Source organism: Streptomyces sp. NPDC008313, from assembly GCF_042956125.1.
Lineage (GTDB): Bacteria > Actinomycetota > Actinomycetes > Streptomycetales > Streptomycetaceae > Streptomyces.
In genome coordinates, this window is record NZ_JBIBFR010000001.1 from 348783 (window position 1) to 366489 (window position 17707).

A 17707-nucleotide genomic window follows, 5' to 3' on the forward strand; every position below is an offset into this window, starting at 1 on the left:
CCTCGTAGGGTCGAGGCATGACGACGAACGAGAGCAACCCCGGCACCGGCACCACCGACGCCTACGCCCCCGAGCACACGCCCCGCCTCGCCTGGGCCCAGCACGCCCCGGAGGTCTACAAGGCCATGGTCCGGCTGGACATCGCGGCCCGGAAGGGAGTCGATCCCGTTCTCCTGGAGCTGGTGAAGATCCGCTCGTCGCAGCTGAACCACTGCGCGTACTGCCTCGACATGCACACCAAGGACGCGCTGGCGGCGGGCGAGAGCTTCGAGCGGATCGTGCAGCTCACCGCGTGGGAGGAGTCGAAGCACTTCTACACGGAGAAGGAGCTCGCGGCGATCGAGCTGACCGAGGCGGTCACCGTCCTGACGGACGGCTTCGTGCCGGACGAGGTGTACGCGAAGGCCGCGGCGCAGTTCGAGGAGGCGGAGCTGGCCCAGCTGATCGCCGCGATCAACGTGATCAACGCGTGGAACCGTTTCGCGGTGACCTGCCGGATGGTCCCGGGCCACTACAAGGCGGGCGACCACGGCTGATCCCGGGCCACCACACGGCGGGCGGCCACAGCCGGCCCCGTCCCGACAGGCCGGCGCCCGGCCGGCCGCACCCAGGAGGAGCACACCGTGAACGCCTTCGCCTCGTTCCGCGCACTGCACCACGACCGTCCCGCCGGCGATCCGTTGGTGCTGCCGGGCCCCTGGGACGCGGTGAGCGCCCGCGTCTTCGTGGACGCCGGGTTCCCGGCGCTCGCGACGCCCAGCGCGGGGGTCGCCGCCTCCCTCGGTTACGAGGACGGGGCCACGCCCGCCGGCGAGCTGTTCGCGGCGGTCGCGCGGATCGTGCGGTCCGCCGGGGTGCCCGTCTCGGCGGACGTCGAGGACGGGTACGGTCTCGCGCCGCGCGAGCTGGTGGAACGGCTGCTGGAGACCGGCGCGGTGGGGTGCAACCTGGAGGACTCGCACAAGGGCGTGCTCAAGGACCCGTCCGCGCACGCCGACTGGCTGGCCGAGGTGCGGGCCGCCGCGGGCGAGGACCTGTTCGTCAACGCGCGCGTCGACACGTTCCTCGCCGGGGGTGCCGTGCGGCCGGCGGTGGAGCAGGCGGTCGAGCGGGCCGCGCTGTACGTGGCCGCGGGCGCCGACTGCGTGTACCCGATCCGCGCGCCCCTGGACGCGCTGCCCTCGCTGCGCGCCGGAATCCCCGGCCCGCTGAACGCCCTGGCGACCACGGACGGGCCCCGCCCCGAGGAGTGGGGCGAGCGCGGGGCCACCCGGCTCACGTACGGGCCCGGACTGCAGCGCGCCGCCGCGGCGGCCCTGGGGAAGGCCGCCGCGGCGCTGCGCTGAGCGGAGCCGTGTCGCACGGTCACGTCACGCTGTCACGTCACGCGCCCGCCGCACGCGGTCACTCGGGGATCCACGCCTTCCAGGTCTCCCGGTGGCCGCGCGCCCAGGTCGCGGCGGCCTCCTGGGCGGACATCTTCTCGTTCGCGATCATCAGGGAGACCTCGTTCTGGTCCTCGGTCGACCACGTGAAGTTCTTCAGGAAGGCGGCCGCCTTCCCGCCGTTCTTCGCGAAGTCCGCGTTGAGGTACTTCTGCAGCGGGGTCTTCGGGTACGCGCAGGTGATCTTCTTCGGGTCGGCGTCGCAGCCCTCCTTGTACGGGGGCAGCTTCACCTCGGTCATCGGGACCTTCTCGAAGAGCCACTGCGGTGTGTACCAGTACGTCAGGAAGGGCTTCTTCTCCTTGGCGAACTGGCGCATCTGGGTGATCTGGGCCGCCTCCGAGCCCGCGAACACCACCCGGTAGTCCAGCTTCAGGTTGGCGACGAGCGCCTTGTCGTTGGTGACGTAGGACGGGGAGCCGTCCATCAGCTGGCCCTTGCCGCCGCTCTCCGCGGTGCGGAACCGGTCGGCGTACTTGTCGAGGTTCCTCCAGTCGGTGACGTCCGGGTGCTGCCTCGCGAAGTACGTCGGGACGTACCAGCCGATGTGGCCGGTGACGCCGAGGCCGCCGCCGGGGGCGATGGTCTTCTTGTCCTCGACGTAGCGCTGTTCCTGGTCGGGGTGGCCCCAGTCCTCCAGGATGGCGTCGACCCGGCCCTGGCTGAGGGCGTCCCAGGCGGGGACCTCGTCGACCTGTACGGTGTCGACGCGGTAGCCGAGCTCGTGCTCCAGGAGGTACTGGGCGACGGCCACGTTCGACTGCGCGCCCACCCAGGACTGGACGGACAGGGTGACCGTCTTCGCGCCCTGGGCGTTGGCGAACGGCGACGCCTGCCTGGTCATGTCGGCCGCGCCGCAGCCGGTCAGCACCAGCAGGGCCGACACAGCGGCGACCGGCGCCGTCACGCGCGTACGCGGGCTCGTACGCGCGAGGGTGCGCGGGCGGGTTCGGATACGCATGTCACGCTCCCTTCTTCGTGCGGCGTCCGGTCGGCTGGGTCACCCGGTCGAGCATCAGGCCGAGGCAGACGATCGCCGCGCCGGCCACCAGGCCGGTCGCCAGGTCGCCCTGGGCGAGACCGAAGACGACGTCGTAGCCGAGGGCCCCGCCGCCGACGAGGCCGCCGATGATGACGACGGCGAGGACCAGGACGACGCCCTGGTTGACGGCGAGGAGCAGGGCGGGGCGGGCCAGCGGCAGCTGCACCTGGCGCAGTTGCTGGCCGCTGGTCGCGCCGAGCGAGCGCGCGGACTCCATCGCGGCGGGGTCGACGGCGCGCAGCCCCTGCGTGGTGATGCGGACGACCGCGGGCAGCGCGTAGACGACGGCCGCGGCGACGGCGGGGGCGCGGCCGACCCCGAAGAGGGCGACGACGGGGATCAGGTACACGAACTGCGGCATCGTCTGGAAGACGTCGAGGACGGGTCGCAGGGCGCGCTCCAGACGGCTGCTGCGGGCCGCCGCGATGCCGGTGGCGAAGCCGATGACGAGGGTCACGGCGACGGCGGCCAGCACCTGCGAGAGCGTGTCGAGGGACGGCTTCCACACGCCGAGGACCCCGATCGCGGCCATCGCGAGGACGGCGGTGAGCGCGGTGCGCCAGGTGCCGATCAGCCAGGCGAGGGCGGCGACGATCAGCAGCACCGCCCACCAGGGCAGCCACTGCAGTCCGTCGCGGACCGGGTCCAGGACCCAGGTGGTGAAGTGGCCCGCCCAGTCGGCGGTGCCGCCGACGTAGGGGACGCCGGAGTAGAGGTGGTCGGTCATCCAGTCGACGGCGCGGTTGACGGGCTCGGCGATGCCCAGTTCCCAGGATCCGGGCCAGTCGAGGCGGCCCGCGAGACGTCCGGCGAGCGCCACGGTGACGGCGCCGGCGGCCGCGTACAGCCAGAGCAGGGGGTTCGTGCCGGTGCCCGTGCCGAGCCGCTCCCCCGCCGCGCCGGTCACCCGGTCGAGGACGACGGCGAGCAGCACGATGGGGATGCCCGCGGCGAGCGCGGCGCCGACGTCGACGGAGGCGAGCGCCTGGTAGACGCGGTCACCGAGGCCGCCCGCGCCGATCACCGAGGCGATGACGGCCATGGACAGCGCCATCATGATCGTCTGGTTGAGGCCGAGCAGGAGTTCCTTGCGGGCCAGCGGGAGCTGGGCGGTCAGCAGCCGCTGGCGGCCCGTGGCGCCGAGGGAGGCGACGGCCTCCATGACGCCGGTGTCGGCGCCGCGCAGGCCGAGCGCGGTCAGCCGTGCCATCGGCGGGGCCGCGTACACGACGGTGGCGAGGACGGCCGCGGGGACGCCGATGCCGAAGACGAGGACGACCGGCAGCAGGTACGCGAAGGCGGGCAGCACCTGCATGGTGTCGAGGACGGGACGCAGCGCGCGGTGCGTACGGTCGGACAGCCCGGCGGCGAGACCGAGCAGGGCGCCCAGGACCACCGACACGAGCACGGCGACCACCATGAGCGCCAGCGTCTGCATGGTCGGCACCCACATGCCGAGCAGCCCGCAGGCGAGGAACGCCACGGCCGTGCCCAGGGCGAGCCGCACCCCTGCGGTCCGCCAGGCGACGGCGGCCGCGAGCGCGGTGACGCCCGCCCAGCCCGCCGCGAGGAGCACCAGGTAGACGGCGCGCACGGACAGTACGACGGCGTTGCTGACGTACCCGAAGAAGTACAGGAACAGCGGGTGGCTGTCCCGGTTGTCGATGATCCAGTCGCTCGTCCTGCCGAGCGGCCCGGAGAGGTCGACGGTCAGCGCGTGCGGCCAGGTGCCGCTCGCCCAGCGGGCGTGCGCGACCGGGACGAGGACGGCGGCGACGGCGGCGAGCAGCAGGAGCTTGCCGAGGGCGCGGTGGCGGACCAGGCCTCTGAGGCGGTCCCCCGTCCGGACGGGGGCGACGGACGCGGTGGCGGTGGCCATCAGACCGCCTCCTCACCGGCGGGCGCGGCACCCTTCGGGGAGCCGGGGGCGAGGCCGGGGCCCTCGCCCGCCGGTCCCGCTGCCTCGGTCCCGCCGGGTGCGGTCGCGGCGGGTACGGTTCCGCCCGGTGCGGTCGCGGCGGTGGCCGTGGTCGCGGGGGTGTTCCCGGCCGTCCGGTCCGTGCCCGCGACGACGCCCAGCAGCTGTTCGTGGCCGACCACGCCGAGACAGCGGCCGTGGTCCATGACGCGGGCCGGGAGGCCGGTGCGCGCCACCGCCTCGATGGCCTCGGAGACGGTCGCGGCGGGGGCGACGGCCGGCCCGCGGCCGTCCTCGTCACCGTCGGCGGGACGCATGGCGCTGCGGACGGTCAGGACCTGCTCGCGCGGCACGTCACGGACGAACTCGCGCACGTAGTCGTCGGCGGGCGAGCCGACGATCTCCTCGGGCGTGCCCAGCTGGACGACGCCGCCGTCGCGCATGAGGGCGATGCGGTCGCCGAGGCGCAGCGCCTCGTTCAGGTCGTGGGTGATGAAGACCATCGTGCGGCCCTCCTCGCGGTGCAGCCGGATGACCTCCTCCTGCATGTCGCGCCGGATCAGCGGGTCGAGCGCGCTGAACGGCTCGTCGAACAGCAGGACCTCGGGATCGACGGCGAGCGCCCGGGCGAGGCCGACGCGCTGCTGCTGACCGCCCGACAGCTGGTTCGGTCTGCGCTGCTCCATGCCTTCGAGGCCGACCTTGGCGACGACCTCCGCGGCCCGTGCCCGGCGCTCGGCGCGCGGGACGCCCTGGATCTCCAGGCCGTACGCCACGTTGTCGAGGACGGACCGGTGCGGCAGCAGGCCGAAGTGCTGGAAGACCATCGCGGCACGGTGCCGGCGCAGTTCGCGCAGCCGGGCCCGGTCCATGGCCCGCACGTCCTCGCCGTCGATCAGGATCGAACCGGACGTCGGCTCGATGAGCCGGGTCAGACAGCGCACGAGGGTGGACTTGCCGGAGCCGGACAGGCCCATGACGACGAAGACCTCGCCCCTGCGGACGTCGAAGGAGACGTCGCGGACGGCGGCGGTGCAGCCGGTGCGCTCCCGCAGCTCGGCGGGGGACAGCGCGGCGAGCCCGGCGTCGCCGGGTATCCGGTCGGCCTTCGGCCCGAAGACCTTCCACAGCCGGTCGACGGAGAAGACGGACGACTCGGCGGCGCCGTCCCGGGCCTCGGGGGCCGGGGTGACGGGAAGCGTCGTACTCACAGCTCACCACCACCGATCAGCTCGGCACACTTCTCGCCGACCATGAGCACTCCGATCATCGGGTTCACCGCGGGCATGGTCGGGAGGACGGACGCGTCGGCGATCCGGATGCCGTCGAGTCCGCGGATGCGCAACGCGGGGTCGACGACGGCGAGTTCGTCGGAGGCGGCGCCCATCCGGCAGGTGCCCGCCGGGTGGTAGACGGTGTGCGCGACCTTCCGCGCGTACTCGCCGAGCTCGTCGTCGCCGGTGACGTCGGGGCCCGGTGCCACCTCGCGCTTGAGCCAGCCGGCCAGCGGTTCGGTCCGCGCGATGCGGCGGGCGATCCTGATGCCGTCGACGAGGGTGCGGCCGTCGTAGTCGTCCTCGTCGGTGAAGTAGCGGAAGTCCAGGGCGGGCTTCTCGTCCGGGTCGGCGCTCTTCAGGTAGAGGCGGCCCCGGCTGCGCGGCTTGGGGATGTTGGGGGTCATCGACACGCCGTGCGCGGGGCGTTCGTAGCCGAGACGCTCCGGATTGTCGGTGAACGGGATCTGGTAGAAGTGGAACATCAGGTCGGGGCCCGCCTGTTCGGAGTCGCGGCGCACGAACAGGCCCGCGTCGGAGTCCATCGCGGAGTTCTCCGGGATCGGCCCGTCGGTCTCCCAGACGATCACGGACTCCGGGTGGTCGAGCAGGTTCTCGCCGACGCCGGGCAGGTCGGCGACGACGGGTATGCCGAGCCGCTCCAGGTCGGCCTTCGGCCCGATGCCGGAGTGCAGCAGCAGCCGGGGCGAGTCCACGGCGCCCGCGCACAGCAGGACTTCACGCCTGGCCCGTACGACGTGTTCCTCGCCGTCCCGGGTGCGCACGTGCACGCCCGTGGCGCGCGTCCCCTCCAGCTCCAGCCGGTACGCCCAGGTCTCCAGCAGCAGCGTCAGGTTGGCCCGGTCGTCCATGACCGGGTGCAGATAGGCGACGGACGCGCTGGAGCGCTTGTTGTCCTCCGGGTGGTAGGCGAGGTCGAAGAAGCCGACGCCTTCGGTGAACGGCTTCTTGTTGAAGCCCTCGACGCGGGGCACGGAGAGCGCGGCCTGCGCGGCGTCGACGAAGTCGCGGGCGATCGCGTTCCGGTCCTTCTCGTCGACGGGGACGATGTTGTTGAGGAGCCGCGCGTAGTACGCCTCCATGGGCACCGCGCCCCAGCCCTCGGCGCCGGCCGCCTCCCACTCGTCCCAGTCGGACGGCAGCGGCTTGAACGCGATCAGCGTGTTGTGGGAGGAGCAGCCGCCCAGGACCCGGGCGCGGCTGTGCCGGATGTGCGAGTTGCCGCGCGGCTGCTCGGTGGTCGGGTAGTCGTAGTCCAGGTCGCCGCCGAGCAGGCCCATCCAGCGGCGCAGGGTGAGGACGTCCTCACGGCCGACGTCGCTGGGGCCGCCCTCGATGACGGCGACGGTGACGTCCGGGTTCTCGGTCAGACGGGACGCGATCACGGAGCCGGCCGTACCGCCTCCGACGACGACGTAGTCGTACGTTTTCTGCTGCTCGTACTCGGGCATGGTGTGCTGCTCCTCCGGCGTGCAAGGTGCTGCGCGTAGTGGGTACTCGGTACGCGGTGGGGTGGGTGTGCGGGGTGGACGGGGCGGGCGAGGGGTCGGGGACGGGCGGGGACGGGCGCGGGGCCGGGCGGGGGATGCCCTGGTCCGGGGACGCGCCGATCCTCTGGCCGGTCCGGTGCGGGTGGCGGCCAGGGATCGGCCGCCGGGTGCGGGTGACGGCCAGGGCGCGGCCGCCGGGTGCGGGTGACGGCCAGGGCGCGGCCGTCCGCCACATGTGTTCAGCCGGCGAACCAGCGCACCGGCCTGGGCGCGAGGTTCTGGTAGACGTGCTTGCTCTCGCGGTACTCGGCGAGGCCGGCCGGGCCGAGTTCGCGCCCGACGCCGCTCTTGCCGAAGCCGCCCCACTCCGCCTGGGGGAGGTAGGGGTGGAAGTCGTTGATCCAGACCGTGCCGTGCCGCAGGCGTCCGGCGACGCGCCGGGCGCGGCCGGCGTCGGCGGTCCAGACGGCGCCCGCGAGCCCGTACTCGGTGTCGTTGGCGAGTGTGACGGCCTCGTCCTCGGTGCGGAAGGTCTCCACCGTCAGCACGGGCCCGAACACCTCCTCGCGGACGGCCTTCATCCCGCGGTGGCATTCGTCGAGGACGGTCGGCTCGTAGAACCAGCCGGTGGCGGGCCGCTCGGCGGACGGCTCGGGCCGCTTCCCGCCGGCCCGCAGCACCGCTCCCTCGGCCAGCGCGGAGGCGACGTACGCCTCGGTCCTGGCGCGCTGCTGCTCGGAGACGAGGGGCCCGCACTCGACGCCCTCCTCGGTGCCCCGGCCGAGCCGGATGCGCTGCGCGCGGCGGGCGAGTTCGGCGACGAAGCGCTCGCGCACGGACTCCTCGACGATGAGGCGCCCCCCGGCCGAGCAGACCTGGCCGCTGTGGATGAAGGCGGCGTTGAGGGCCTGGTCGACGGCGGTGTCGAAGCCCTCCTCGGTGGCGCAGGCGTCCGCGAAGACGACGTTGGGGTTCTTGCCGCCGAGTTCGAGGGCGGCCTTCTTGACCGTCAGGGCGGCGGCCTGCGCGACCTTGGTTCCGCTGAGCAGTCCGCCGGTGAACGAGACGAGGTCGACGCCGGGGTGCTCGGCGAGCCGCGCGCCGACGGAGTGGCCGGGCCCGGTGACGATGTTGGCGACCCCCGCGGGCAGCCCGGCCTCGACGAGCAGGCCGATGAGGGCGACGGTGGTCAGCGGCGTGATCTCGCTGGGCTTGATGACGAAGGTGTTGCCCGCCGCGAGCGCCGGGGCGATCTTCCAACTGGCCTGCAGCAGCGGATAGTTCCAGGGGGTGATCATCGCGCAGACGCCGACGGGCTCGTGCACGACGACACTGTGGATCTCGTCGGACCCGGCGTCGACGACACGGCCGGCGCCCTCCGCGACGACCAGGTCGGCGAAGTACCGGAAGGCGTCGGCGACGCAGTCGATGTCGACGCGGCCCTCCTCGACGGTCTTTCCCGCGTCCCGGCTCTCCAGCAGCCCGAGTTCCTCCCGGTCGCGCACGAGGAGGCCGGCGACGCGGCGCAGCAGGGCGGCGCGCTCGGCGACGGGTGTGCGGGGCCAGGTGCCCTCGTCGAAGGCCTGCCGCGCGGCGGCGACGGCCAGGTCCGCGTCCCGCTCGTCGCCCTCGGCGACGACGGCGAACGGCTTGGCGTCCGCCGGGTCGAGGATGTCGCGGGTGGCCCCCGAGGCCGCGTCCAGCCACTCCCCGCCCGCGTGAATGCTCTGTGGCCCCGGTCGTTCCGCTCGTGCCGCCATGATCGATGCTGCCTTCCGTTCCTTGTCCGTGCCCCTGCGTCACGAAGGACGCCCGGTCGAGGGCCGTGAGCACCTGCCCCAGGGGCGGGAATGCATGCGCGATATCTGGCCGGAAGTGCGCGGCGTCACTCAGAACACGGACAAAAAAGGGCGAAGGCGCACACGCGCACGTACTCGGTGAACGGCGGCGGCCCCTCGGGGGAACGGCGGGGGGACGCGCGGCGACGGACGGCGGAACCAGGAGGCGGCAGGCGGCAGGCGGCAGGCGGCAGGCAGCGTGCGGCTGGGCGCGTCGGGGCCGGGCGGCGGAACGGCGGTTCGCGCGGCGCGGGCTCCGCGACGGCCGAAGCCGCCCCCGGTGACGGCGGGGACGGCTTCGGCGGTGTGCCGCGGTGCGGCGTGCGGCAGTGCCGCGGTGGCTCAGATCAGGCCGAGGGAGCGGACGGCCTCGCGCTCCTCGGTGAGCTCCTTGACGGACGCGTCGATGCGGGTGCGCGAGAACTCGTTGATGTCCAGGCCCTGGACGATCTCGTACGCGCCGTCCTTCGTGGTGACCGGGAAGGAGGAGATGATGCCCTCGGGGACGCCGTAGGAGCCGTCCGACGGGATGCCCATGGAGGTCCAGTCGCCCTCGGCGGTGCCGTTGACCCACGTGTACACGTGGTCGATGGCGGCGTTGGCGGCGGAGGCCGCGGAGGAGGCGCCACGGGCCTCGATGATCGCGGCGCCGCGCTTGGCGACGGTCGGGATGAAGTCCTCGGCCAGCCACTTCTCGTCGTTCACGGTCTCGGCGGCGTTCTTGCCGGCGACCGTGGCGTGGAAAATGTCCGGGTACTGGGTGGCGGAGTGGTTGCCCCAGATGGTCAGGCGCTTGATGTCGGCGACCGTCGAGCCCGTCTTCTTCGCGAGCTGGGTCAGCGCGCGGTTGTGGTCGAGGCGGGTCATCGCGGTGAAGCGCTCGGCCGGTACGTCGGGGGCGGCGGCCTGCGCGATGAGCGCGTTGGTGTTCGCCGGGTTGCCGACCACGAGGATCTTGACGTCGTCCGCGGCGTGGTCGTTGATGGCCTTGCCCTGCGGCTTGAAGATGCCGCCGTTGGCCTCCAGGAGGTCACCGCGCTCCATGCCCTTGGTGCGGGGGCGGGCGCCGACGAGGAGACCGACGTTCGTGCCGTCGAAGGCGACGTTCGGGTCGTCGGTGATGTCGATGCCCTTGAGGAGCGGGAAGGCGCAGTCGTCGAGCTCCATCGCGGTGCCCTCGGCGGCCTTGAGCGCCGGGGTGATCTCCAGGAGGCGCAGCTTGACCGGCACGTCCGCGCCGAGCAGCTGGCCGGAGGCGATGCGGAAGAGCAGGGCGTAACCGATCTGGCCGGCCGCGCCGGTGACGGTGACGTTCACGGGAGTGCGGGTCATGGCGTTCTCCGTATGACAGCAGGCGGTGGGGCGTCCCTGCCCCGGGGTGCAGGATCCCCTGCGGCCGCCGCGGTGATCGATCAGGGGTACAGATGATCGATCTCTTGGCGTCAAGAGAGATCCGCCCGTCAGGCTATCGCGCATCCGCCGCACGGGACGGCCGGGTCCGTGTGGCCCACCCCACAGACCCCCGCACGGGGCAACGCGCCCGTGACGCACGGGGAAGCGGCCGCCTGCCGGGAGAGAGGGAAGGCGGCCGCCGTGCGGGTGCCGGCCAGGAGGGCGGGGCCTCCCGGTCACGCCGGAATCCCGTGGGGGTTACCCATCGTCTGCCCGGTCCCGGCCCGGCCATGCCCGCGCCGGGCGACGAGTCGGCGGCGGGGGTGCCGGGGCGTCAGCCGGTGCACCCCGTCGTGCCGGAGGCCAGGGCCGCGCAGGCCTTGACGTCGCCCGCGTCCTTCACCGCCACCATCGGGGTGTACGCGTCCGTGTCGGCGTCCGCGTCGACGGTGCCGGTCTGCTTCTTCGCCGTGGCCGAGGAGACCTCGACCCTGTCGCCCCCGGCCGCCTGGGTGATGCGGGCCCACGCCGCCCGGCACGTCCTGCTGTAGCGGACCTCGACGACGGCGGTGCCGACGGTGGCGGTGTCGGTGGTCTCCGCCAACTCCCCGCCGCAGCCCATGGTCTCCGGGTCCTCGCCGGTGCAGTCCTCGCCCGCGCACTTGACGCCGGCCGGCAGGCCGGGCCGGGTGGTCGCGGAGACCGACGGCTTCTTCGTGGCGGTCTCGTCCTTCGTCTCCCCGCCGTCGCGGGTGACGTAGAGGGCCGCCGCGACCACCACGAGCGCGCCGACGCCCGCCAGGACCGCCGTGAGCCATCGCCTGCCGCGCGCCCCGCCGGGCGAACCGGCGCCCGGCGGCCGGGCGTCCTCGGGCGGACCGGCGGGCCCGAAGGCCCCGGCGGGACCCGGAGACCCGGCGCTTCCTCGCACCCCGGCGGTGTCCGGGCGGACCCCCGCTTCCCGGTCACCACCGTGCGCTGCCCCGCCGGACGGCGGCCACCCCCCGCCCGGCCCGGCGCCCTGCGGCGGCACCGTCGGCGACACGCCCGCGGGCCCGGCGATCCCGGGCCACCCGGTGGCACCGCCGCCCCCGCGGGAGGCCGTGCCGCCGGCGTCCGGTGCGGGCGGTGCGCCGGAGTCCCCGAGCGCGGCCCGCGCCTGGGAGATCCGGATCGCCTCCATGGTCATGTCGCGCCGCATCTCCGAGCGGCTCCAGGCCCGCTCGGCCAGCTCCCACATCGTCGTCAGATGGACCGGGTCGGTACCGGTCACCTCGGCGAGGGCGACGATCGCGCCCTTGGGCGCGAGCAGCCGGCCGCCCAGATACCGCTCCCAGGACGTCTTGCTGTACCCCGTGCGGTCGGCGACCGCGGCGATGCTCAGTCCGCTCCGGTCGACGAGCCTGCGCAGCTGACTCGCGAACTCCCGGACCTGCGGGTCGAGTTCATCCGGCAGGGCCTTCCAACGAGGCATTGCTTGTCCCCCTCACTGCTTTCCCCCGGTACGTGCGTGGCGTGCGTGGCATGCCTCGTGCCCGGTGTCCTCGGCCGATCCCCGTCCCGGTCACCCACAGGGATGCGCCGGGCCGTGGTCGCAGTTCCCCGGCCGGGGCGCGCGGGAGTGCCTCGGGGCCGGGCACGCACGGTCGCACGCCGTCGTTTCGCGGTCCAGTGTCCCACCGGCGCCGGACGCGGAGCCCTCATGTGCGGCCGTTCGAACATCCGCTCCACGACCCGGACTTCGACGATCCGGGCGCCTGCCGCCGGGCGGCGCGGCCGCGGTTCCCGTTGCGGGGCGCGGACACCGTAGCGGAATGGTCACTTCCGTGCCACAGCGGGCGGCCCGCTGTTGTACCGGACCTCCGGCCTGCACAAGTGTTGACCCCGGGTGGAACACCGCCCGCCGCGGCTCGTCCTTACTCGGGGGAGAGGATGGGCCGCGGCACCCGACTCCCTCACCGCGCTCCGGCGTTCACCCGCCCGGAGTGACCAGCCCCGTCTCGTACGCCACGACCACCGCCTGCGCCCTGCTGTCCAGGCCGAGCTTGGTCATCGTGCGGTTGAGGTGGGTCTTGACGGTGGCCTCGCTGATGTAGAGGCGGTCGGCGATCTCCAGGTTGGACAGGCCGCGGGCGATCAGCTTCAGGACCTCGACCTCGCGGGAGGTCAGCGCGGCAAGGTCCGGCGCCGGTTCCCCGCCGGCTCCCGAGGCGGCCTGCCGGGCGAACGCCTCGATCAGCCTCCGGGTGACGCTCGGCGCGAAGAGCGCGTCGCCGCCGCCGACCGCCGCCACCGCCGCGAGCAGCCGCTCCGGCCCCGAGTCCTTGAGCAGGAACCCGGACGCACCGGCCCGCAACGCCCCGTAGACGTACTCGTCGAGGTCGAAGGTGGTGAGGACGAGGATGCGCGGAGGCGGGTCGGCGGCCTCGGCGAGGATGCGCTCGGTGGCCCGGATGCCGTTCGTACCGGGCATCCGGATGTCCATCAGGATCACCTCGGGCCGGGTCTCGGCGGCGAGCCGTACCGCCTCCTCGCCGTCCTCCGCCTCCCCGACGACCTCGACCCCGGGCGCCGCGTTCAGCAGTCCCACCAGACCCGCCCGGATCAGGAACTGGTCGTCGACGACGAGCACCCGGGTCATCCGGCGCGCCCGGCAGGACCGGGGCGGCCGGGGGCCACGCCCCTGACGGCTCGCGTGCGCCCGGGCCGGCCCGTCCCCCTGGTTCGTGCGGTCATTCCGTACGGTCGTCCCTCTGCCGTGCGGCCGTCGCCGAGGTCGGCAGGGTCAGCCGCACGGCGAACCCTCCGTCGCTCCGCGGGCCGATACTGATCGTCCCGCCGTAGAGCTTGGCCCGCTCGCGCATGCCAATCAAGCCGTGCCCGGCACCCCCCGGGACTCTGGCCGGAATCACCCCCTTCCCGTCGTCCGTGACGGAGACGTCCACATGGTGGGGGCGGTAGGTCAGTGCGACGCTCGCCCGGGCGCCGCGGGCGTGCTTGAGGATGTTGGTCAGAGCCTCCTGGGCGACGCGGTACGCGCAGAGTTCGACGCCGGGGGCGAGGGGCCGCGCGGTGCCCTCGACGCGCAGCTCCACCCGCACCCCGCCGGCGCGTATCCGCTCGACCAGCTCGGCGAGGCGGGCGAGGCCCGGCATGGGAGCGGCCGGGGGGCCGCCGAGGCCGTCGGGGTCCGCCGGGTCCCTCAGGTCCTCCTCGCGCAGCACCTGGAGCATCCGGCGCAGTTCGTCGAGGGCCTCGGCGCTGGTGTCCGAGATGGTGTCCAGCGACGTACGGGCGGTGCGCGGGTCGGAGTCGAAGACGAACCGGGCGAGGCCGGACTGCACGGAGATCACCGACATGTGGTGGGCGACCACGTCGTGCAGTTCGCGCGCGATCCGCCCGCGCTCCTCGGCGACCTCGCGGCGGGCCCGCTCCTCCTGTTCGGCCCGCAGCCGGCGGGCGAGGGCGGCGGACCTCCGGGCGACCATGCCGAACCGGACCAGCACGGCCGAGTAGAGCAGCGCCTGGCCGACGACGGAGGCCATGGCGTCGCTCCCGCTCACCACACCCGCGTACACCCAGACCCCGGACAGCGCCGCCGCGCAGCAGACGGCGATCCGCGCCGGACGCACCGACGCCACCGTGTACAGGGCGAGCATCGGACCGAACGTGCACAGCACCGGCCAGTGGCCGCCCGCGACGTACGCGACGCTCGCGAGCTGCGTCGCGCCGAACACGGCGACGGGGGCGCGGCCGCGCAGGGCGACCGGCAGGTGCGCCAGCACCACCAGCACGTAGGCGCCCGCGTCGAGTTCAGGCCACCCCTGGCGCGCCGAGTCGGCGCCCATCAGCACGGCCACGCCCACCATGGCGACCGCGATGAGCGAGTCGACGACGTACGGCCGGGGCGTCCTCAAGCGCATCGCCGCAGCGTAACGCCGGTACGCGGCGGTCGGCGTCAACCTTTCGCGGTACCGCGGAAGTTGCGGGAACCATCCCGCTACCGCGCCCGGGGCAACGGGACTTCCACCCTGTGCGGGACGCGGCGGAGGCGGGCGCACCCGTACGTTCCTTGCACAGCGGCACCGCCCGACCGGCGGCGCCGCGGGGATCGCGGGCTGTTCGGGGGACCCGACGGGGGGACCTGGCCCGCTCCCGGAGAGGACTGACATGTCTCTGCGAACGAAGACCGCCGCCCTGGCCGTCGTCGCCGCGCTCGGCGGGGCGCTCGCCGTCTCCGCCGCGCCGGCCTCGGCGAGCGTCGGCTCCGGCTACGTCTCGGGTCAGGGCTCGATCAACGACGACTGGGGCGACGAGGGCCTGCTCGGCGCCCACTACCACGCGCACAGCAACGCCACCGCCCTGTGGCAGGCCGTGCTGTGGGCCGACGGCAAGCTGCCCTACTCCGGCATCGACTGCTGGTTCGGCGGCGACACCGTGCGGGCCACGCAGGCCTGGCAGCGCGCCCACGGCCTGGACGACGACGGCATCGTCGGCAAGAACACCTTCGGCAAGAACGACTCCAAGCTGTCCTACCAGCGCAACGAGGGCAACAAGGACGTCTTCAAGTACGACGGCACCGCGCACGACCTGTGGATCGAGCGCACCGAGGGAGGCGGCGCCCACTACATCAGGGTGAACACCTCGATCGGGTACAAGGCGGCCTCGTACACCTCCGCCTCGGCCTGCGGCTGACCCGTGATACCGCGGTGGCCCGTCCTCCCTCGGGGGAGAGGACGGGCCACCGTCACGCGCGGACGCCGGGCGGGCGTCTCAGCTGACCGTGAAGTGCAGGGTGTCGTCGAGGAACGGTATGACCAGCCAAGGTTCGGGCTGCGCCATCGCCGCGAGCAGGACTATGGCGGTGCCGAGCACCCCGTACGTGACGATGTCCGTGAAGCGGGAACGGACCGCGAGCATGCCGACGTCGGGCACCGCCCAGCGCAGCACCCCGCCGGCCAGCAGCGCCACGCCCACCAGCATCGTCCCGACGCGGAACACGTCCAGTGCGGTCAGCAGCAGGCCCAGTCCGACGCCCGACAGCACGGCGAGGATCGGCCACTGCCGCGCGGGCGCCGGGGCGTCACGGGGCGCCGCCCTGCCACCGCCCTCGGGCCGCGCGGTGTCCCGGGTGAACAGCGGGAACCGCCGGGTCACCCGCCGCGGCCTGCCCTCGGCGTCGGGGGCGCTGACGGCGTCGCGCACGGTGGGTTCGGCGGCGGTCTCCCGGCCGTCCGGGTCCGCCGGCGTCTCCGGGTCTTCCCGGTCGTCGGCCGCCGGGGCCGCCTCCGGAGTCCCACGGTCGTCGGCGGCCGGGGTCGTTTCCGGGGTCTCCCGGTCGTCGGCGGCCGGTGCCGCGGGCGTGTCCGTGGACCGCGCGTCCTCGGTCTTCCGCGCTCCCGTGCCCTCGGGCCTCTTCTCAGCCGGCACTGCGCTCCGCCGCCTCGACCACGTTGACGAGCAGCTGCGCGCGGGTCATCGGGCCGACGCCGCCGGGGTTCGGCGAGATCCAGGCGGCGACCTCGGCCACGTCCGGGTGGACGTCACCGACGATCTTGCCCTCGGCGTTGCGCGAGACACCGACGTCGAGGACGGCCGCGCCCGGCTTCACGTCCTCGGGGCGGATCAGGTGCGCGGAGCCCGCCGCCGCGACGATGATGTCGGCGCTCCTGAGGTGCGCCGACAGGTCGCGGGTACCGGTGTGGCACTGCGTGACCGTGGCGTTCTCGGAGCGCCGGGTGAGAAGCAGCGGCATCGAGCGGCCGATGGTGACGCCGCGGCCGACGACGACGACCTCGGCGCCCTTGATCTCGACCCCGTGCGCGCGCAGCAGGGTCAGGACACCGTTCGGGGTGCAGGGCAGCGGGGCCGGCTCGTTGAGGACCAGCCGGCCGAGGTTCATCGGGTGCAGGCCGTCCGCGTCCTTCTCCGGGTCCATCAGCTCCAGGACGCGGTTCTCGTCGATGCCCTCGGGCAGCGGCAGCTGGACGATGTAGCCGGTGCAGGACGGGTCCTCGTTCAGCTCGCGGACGACCGCCTCGATGTCCTCCTGCGTGGCGGTGGCGGGCAGTTCGCGCTGGATGGAGGCGATGCCCACCTGGGCGCAGTCGCGGTGCTTGCCCGCGACGTACTTCTGGCTGCCGGGGTCGTCGCCGACCAGGACGGTACCGAGGCCGGGCGTCACACCCTTCTCCTTCAGGGCCGCCACGCGGGCGGTCAGGTCGGACTTGATCGCTGCTGCGGTGGCCTTGCCATCGAGAATCTGGGCGGTCATGCCCCCATCCTCGCGGATGACCCCGTCCCGGTTCCAATCCGGGTGGCCGCCGCTCCCGAGGCGCTCCGTACGCCCGTATATGCGCATGATCAGCGATGTTGCACTTGCACAACACATAGTGAATGCGGCTGGACAAAGCGGCTCACCCTTGAGAACGATGAACGGCACAGTGCCGCGGGCAGTACCGGGGGGACGGACCGCTCTGTAGAAATCTCCTCCGCACCGTGCCGCGCGTCGTCCCCGCATCAGGCATCGGAGGAACCACCGCCATGAGTTTCGGCGACCCGAACAACCCCTACGGGCAGCCGCCCCAGCCTCCCCAGCAGCCACCGGCCGCTCCCGTCTACGGCTATCCCCAGGCACCCCCCGGGATCCCGCCGCAGGGCTACGGCTACCCGCAGCAGCCGGCGTACCCCGGCTACCCGGGCGGCAACCAGTTCCAGCAGTCGATGCCGGGGCTGCTGATGACGGCCCGCGTGTTCCTGTTCATCATCTCGGCGACGCAGATCATCGGCGGTCTCGTCTGGCTCTACATCGCGGCCCTCGCCAACGACGTCTCCGACGCCGCCGACGACTTCGGCTCGTCGTCCGAGGACCCGTTCAGCTCGCTGAGCGACGGCGCGGACGTGGCAACCGGCGTGCTCGCGTTCATCGCGATCCTCCTCCTGGGGCTCGCCGCGCTGTCCATCATTCTCGGCGTGAAGTTCAGCAAGGGCGCTCAGGGCGTCCGCATCACGACCGTCGTCTACGGGGCGCTGGGCACGATCGTCGGGCTCATCATGCTCTTCGCCGGCCTTGACTCCGGTCTGGCCTCGGCCATCATCTTCCCGTTGCTGTGGGTCACCTTCGGCGTCATCATCACGCTGGCGCCCGTCGTCCCCAGCGGCACCGCCTGGTTCGCGCGTCCGCGGTACTGAGGCGGTAGGCGACCGGCACGTCGCGTCGCACAGCAGGCCGAGGGCCGTGCCCCCCTTCTCAGGGGACACGGCCCTCGGCGCGTCACCAGGTGCTTC

At 73.4% G+C, this 17707-nt stretch carries 15 protein-coding genes; 4 read left to right on the forward strand and 11 right to left on the reverse strand.

The features are described 5' to 3' along the window. The first annotated feature begins 17 nt into the window (after positions 1 to 17). Both ACFY93_RS01620 and ACFY93_RS01625 read left to right on the forward strand, forming a co-directional pair. Positions 18 to 536 (forward strand): carboxymuconolactone decarboxylase family protein, encoded by a 519-nt coding sequence (locus ACFY93_RS01620; protein ID WP_391352606.1) that lies wholly within the window; start codon positions 18 to 20, stop codon positions 534 to 536. Positions 537 to 623: 87 nt separating this feature from the next. Then, positions 624 to 1346 carry an isocitrate lyase/phosphoenolpyruvate mutase family protein gene (locus tag ACFY93_RS01625; protein WP_391352608.1) on the forward strand — a complete coding sequence of 241 codons (723 nt, stop codon included), beginning with the start codon at positions 624 to 626 and terminating at the stop codon, positions 1344 to 1346. Between the two features lie 58 nt (positions 1347 to 1404). On the opposite strand, the gene ACFY93_RS01630 is transcribed toward ACFY93_RS01625, so the two are convergent. From ACFY93_RS01630 to ACFY93_RS01670, 9 genes are all read right to left on the reverse strand, one after another. After that, the gene (locus ACFY93_RS01630) at positions 1405 to 2406 is read right to left on the reverse strand and encodes a glycine betaine ABC transporter substrate-binding protein (RefSeq protein ID WP_391352610.1); all 1002 of its coding nucleotides are present in this window, start codon (positions 2404 to 2406) and stop codon (positions 1405 to 1407) included. Position 2407: 1 nt separating this feature from the next. Next, positions 2408 to 4366: an ABC transporter permease subunit gene (locus ACFY93_RS01635; protein WP_391352612.1), complete on the reverse strand. Its 1959-nt coding sequence runs from the start codon at positions 4364 to 4366 to the stop codon at positions 2408 to 2410. After that, a complete protein-coding gene (locus tag ACFY93_RS01640; RefSeq protein ID WP_391352614.1) occupies positions 4366 to 5616 on the reverse strand; it encodes a betaine/proline/choline family ABC transporter ATP-binding protein in 1251 nt (416 codons plus the stop codon). The genes ACFY93_RS01635 and ACFY93_RS01640 overlap by 1 nt, the downstream gene beginning before the upstream one ends. Further along, on the reverse strand, positions 5613 to 7151 hold the full coding sequence (locus ACFY93_RS01645; protein ID WP_391352616.1) for a GMC oxidoreductase: 1539 nt from the start codon (positions 7149 to 7151) through the stop codon (positions 5613 to 5615). The genes ACFY93_RS01640 and ACFY93_RS01645 overlap by 4 nt, the downstream gene beginning before the upstream one ends. A 278-nt stretch (positions 7152 to 7429) precedes the next feature. Next, positions 7430 to 8950: an aldehyde dehydrogenase family protein gene (locus ACFY93_RS01650; protein ID WP_391352618.1), complete on the reverse strand. Its 1521-nt coding sequence runs from the start codon at positions 8948 to 8950 to the stop codon at positions 7430 to 7432. A 420-nt stretch (positions 8951 to 9370) separates the two neighbouring features. After that, positions 9371 to 10360, reverse strand: a complete 990-nt coding sequence (locus tag ACFY93_RS01655; protein ID WP_391352620.1) for a malate dehydrogenase — start codon at positions 10358 to 10360, stop codon at positions 9371 to 9373. Between the two features lie 394 nt (positions 10361 to 10754). After that, positions 10755 to 11894 (reverse strand): DUF2690 domain-containing protein, encoded by a 1140-nt coding sequence (locus ACFY93_RS01660; RefSeq protein WP_391352622.1) that lies wholly within the window; start codon positions 11892 to 11894, stop codon positions 10755 to 10757. A gap of 498 nt (positions 11895 to 12392) precedes the next feature. Next, positions 12393 to 13061: a response regulator gene (locus ACFY93_RS01665; protein ID WP_391352624.1), complete on the reverse strand. Its 669-nt coding sequence runs from the start codon at positions 13059 to 13061 to the stop codon at positions 12393 to 12395. Between the two features lie 91 nt (positions 13062 to 13152). After that, positions 13153 to 14343, reverse strand: coding sequence for a histidine kinase (locus tag ACFY93_RS01670; protein WP_391352626.1), 1191 nt, complete (start codon positions 14341 to 14343; stop codon positions 13153 to 13155). 247 nt (positions 14344 to 14590) lie between these two features. Between ACFY93_RS01670 and ACFY93_RS01675 the strand changes: the two genes are divergently transcribed. Beyond that, the gene (locus ACFY93_RS01675) at positions 14591 to 15115 is read left to right on the forward strand and encodes a peptidoglycan-binding protein (protein ID WP_391352628.1); all 525 of its coding nucleotides are present in this window, start codon (positions 14591 to 14593) and stop codon (positions 15113 to 15115) included. Positions 15116 to 15193: 78 nt separating this feature from the next. Here ACFY93_RS01675 and ACFY93_RS01680 read toward each other — a convergent pair whose 3' ends face one another. Next, positions 15194 to 15850: a DUF3017 domain-containing protein gene (locus tag ACFY93_RS01680; protein ID WP_391352630.1), complete on the reverse strand. Its 657-nt coding sequence runs from the start codon at positions 15848 to 15850 to the stop codon at positions 15194 to 15196. Further along, entirely contained in the window at positions 15840 to 16694 is an 855-nt protein-coding gene (locus ACFY93_RS01685) for a bifunctional methylenetetrahydrofolate dehydrogenase/methenyltetrahydrofolate cyclohydrolase (RefSeq protein WP_391352632.1), read from the reverse strand. Before ACFY93_RS01685 ends, ACFY93_RS01680 begins: the two co-directional genes overlap by 11 nt. 269 nt (positions 16695 to 16963) lie before the next feature. Between ACFY93_RS01685 and ACFY93_RS01690 the strand changes: the two genes are divergently transcribed. Next, the gene (locus tag ACFY93_RS01690; protein ID WP_391352634.1) at positions 16964 to 17611 is read left to right on the forward strand and encodes a hypothetical protein; all 648 of its coding nucleotides are present in this window, start codon (positions 16964 to 16966) and stop codon (positions 17609 to 17611) included. Positions 17612 to 17707: the final 96 nt, after the last annotated feature.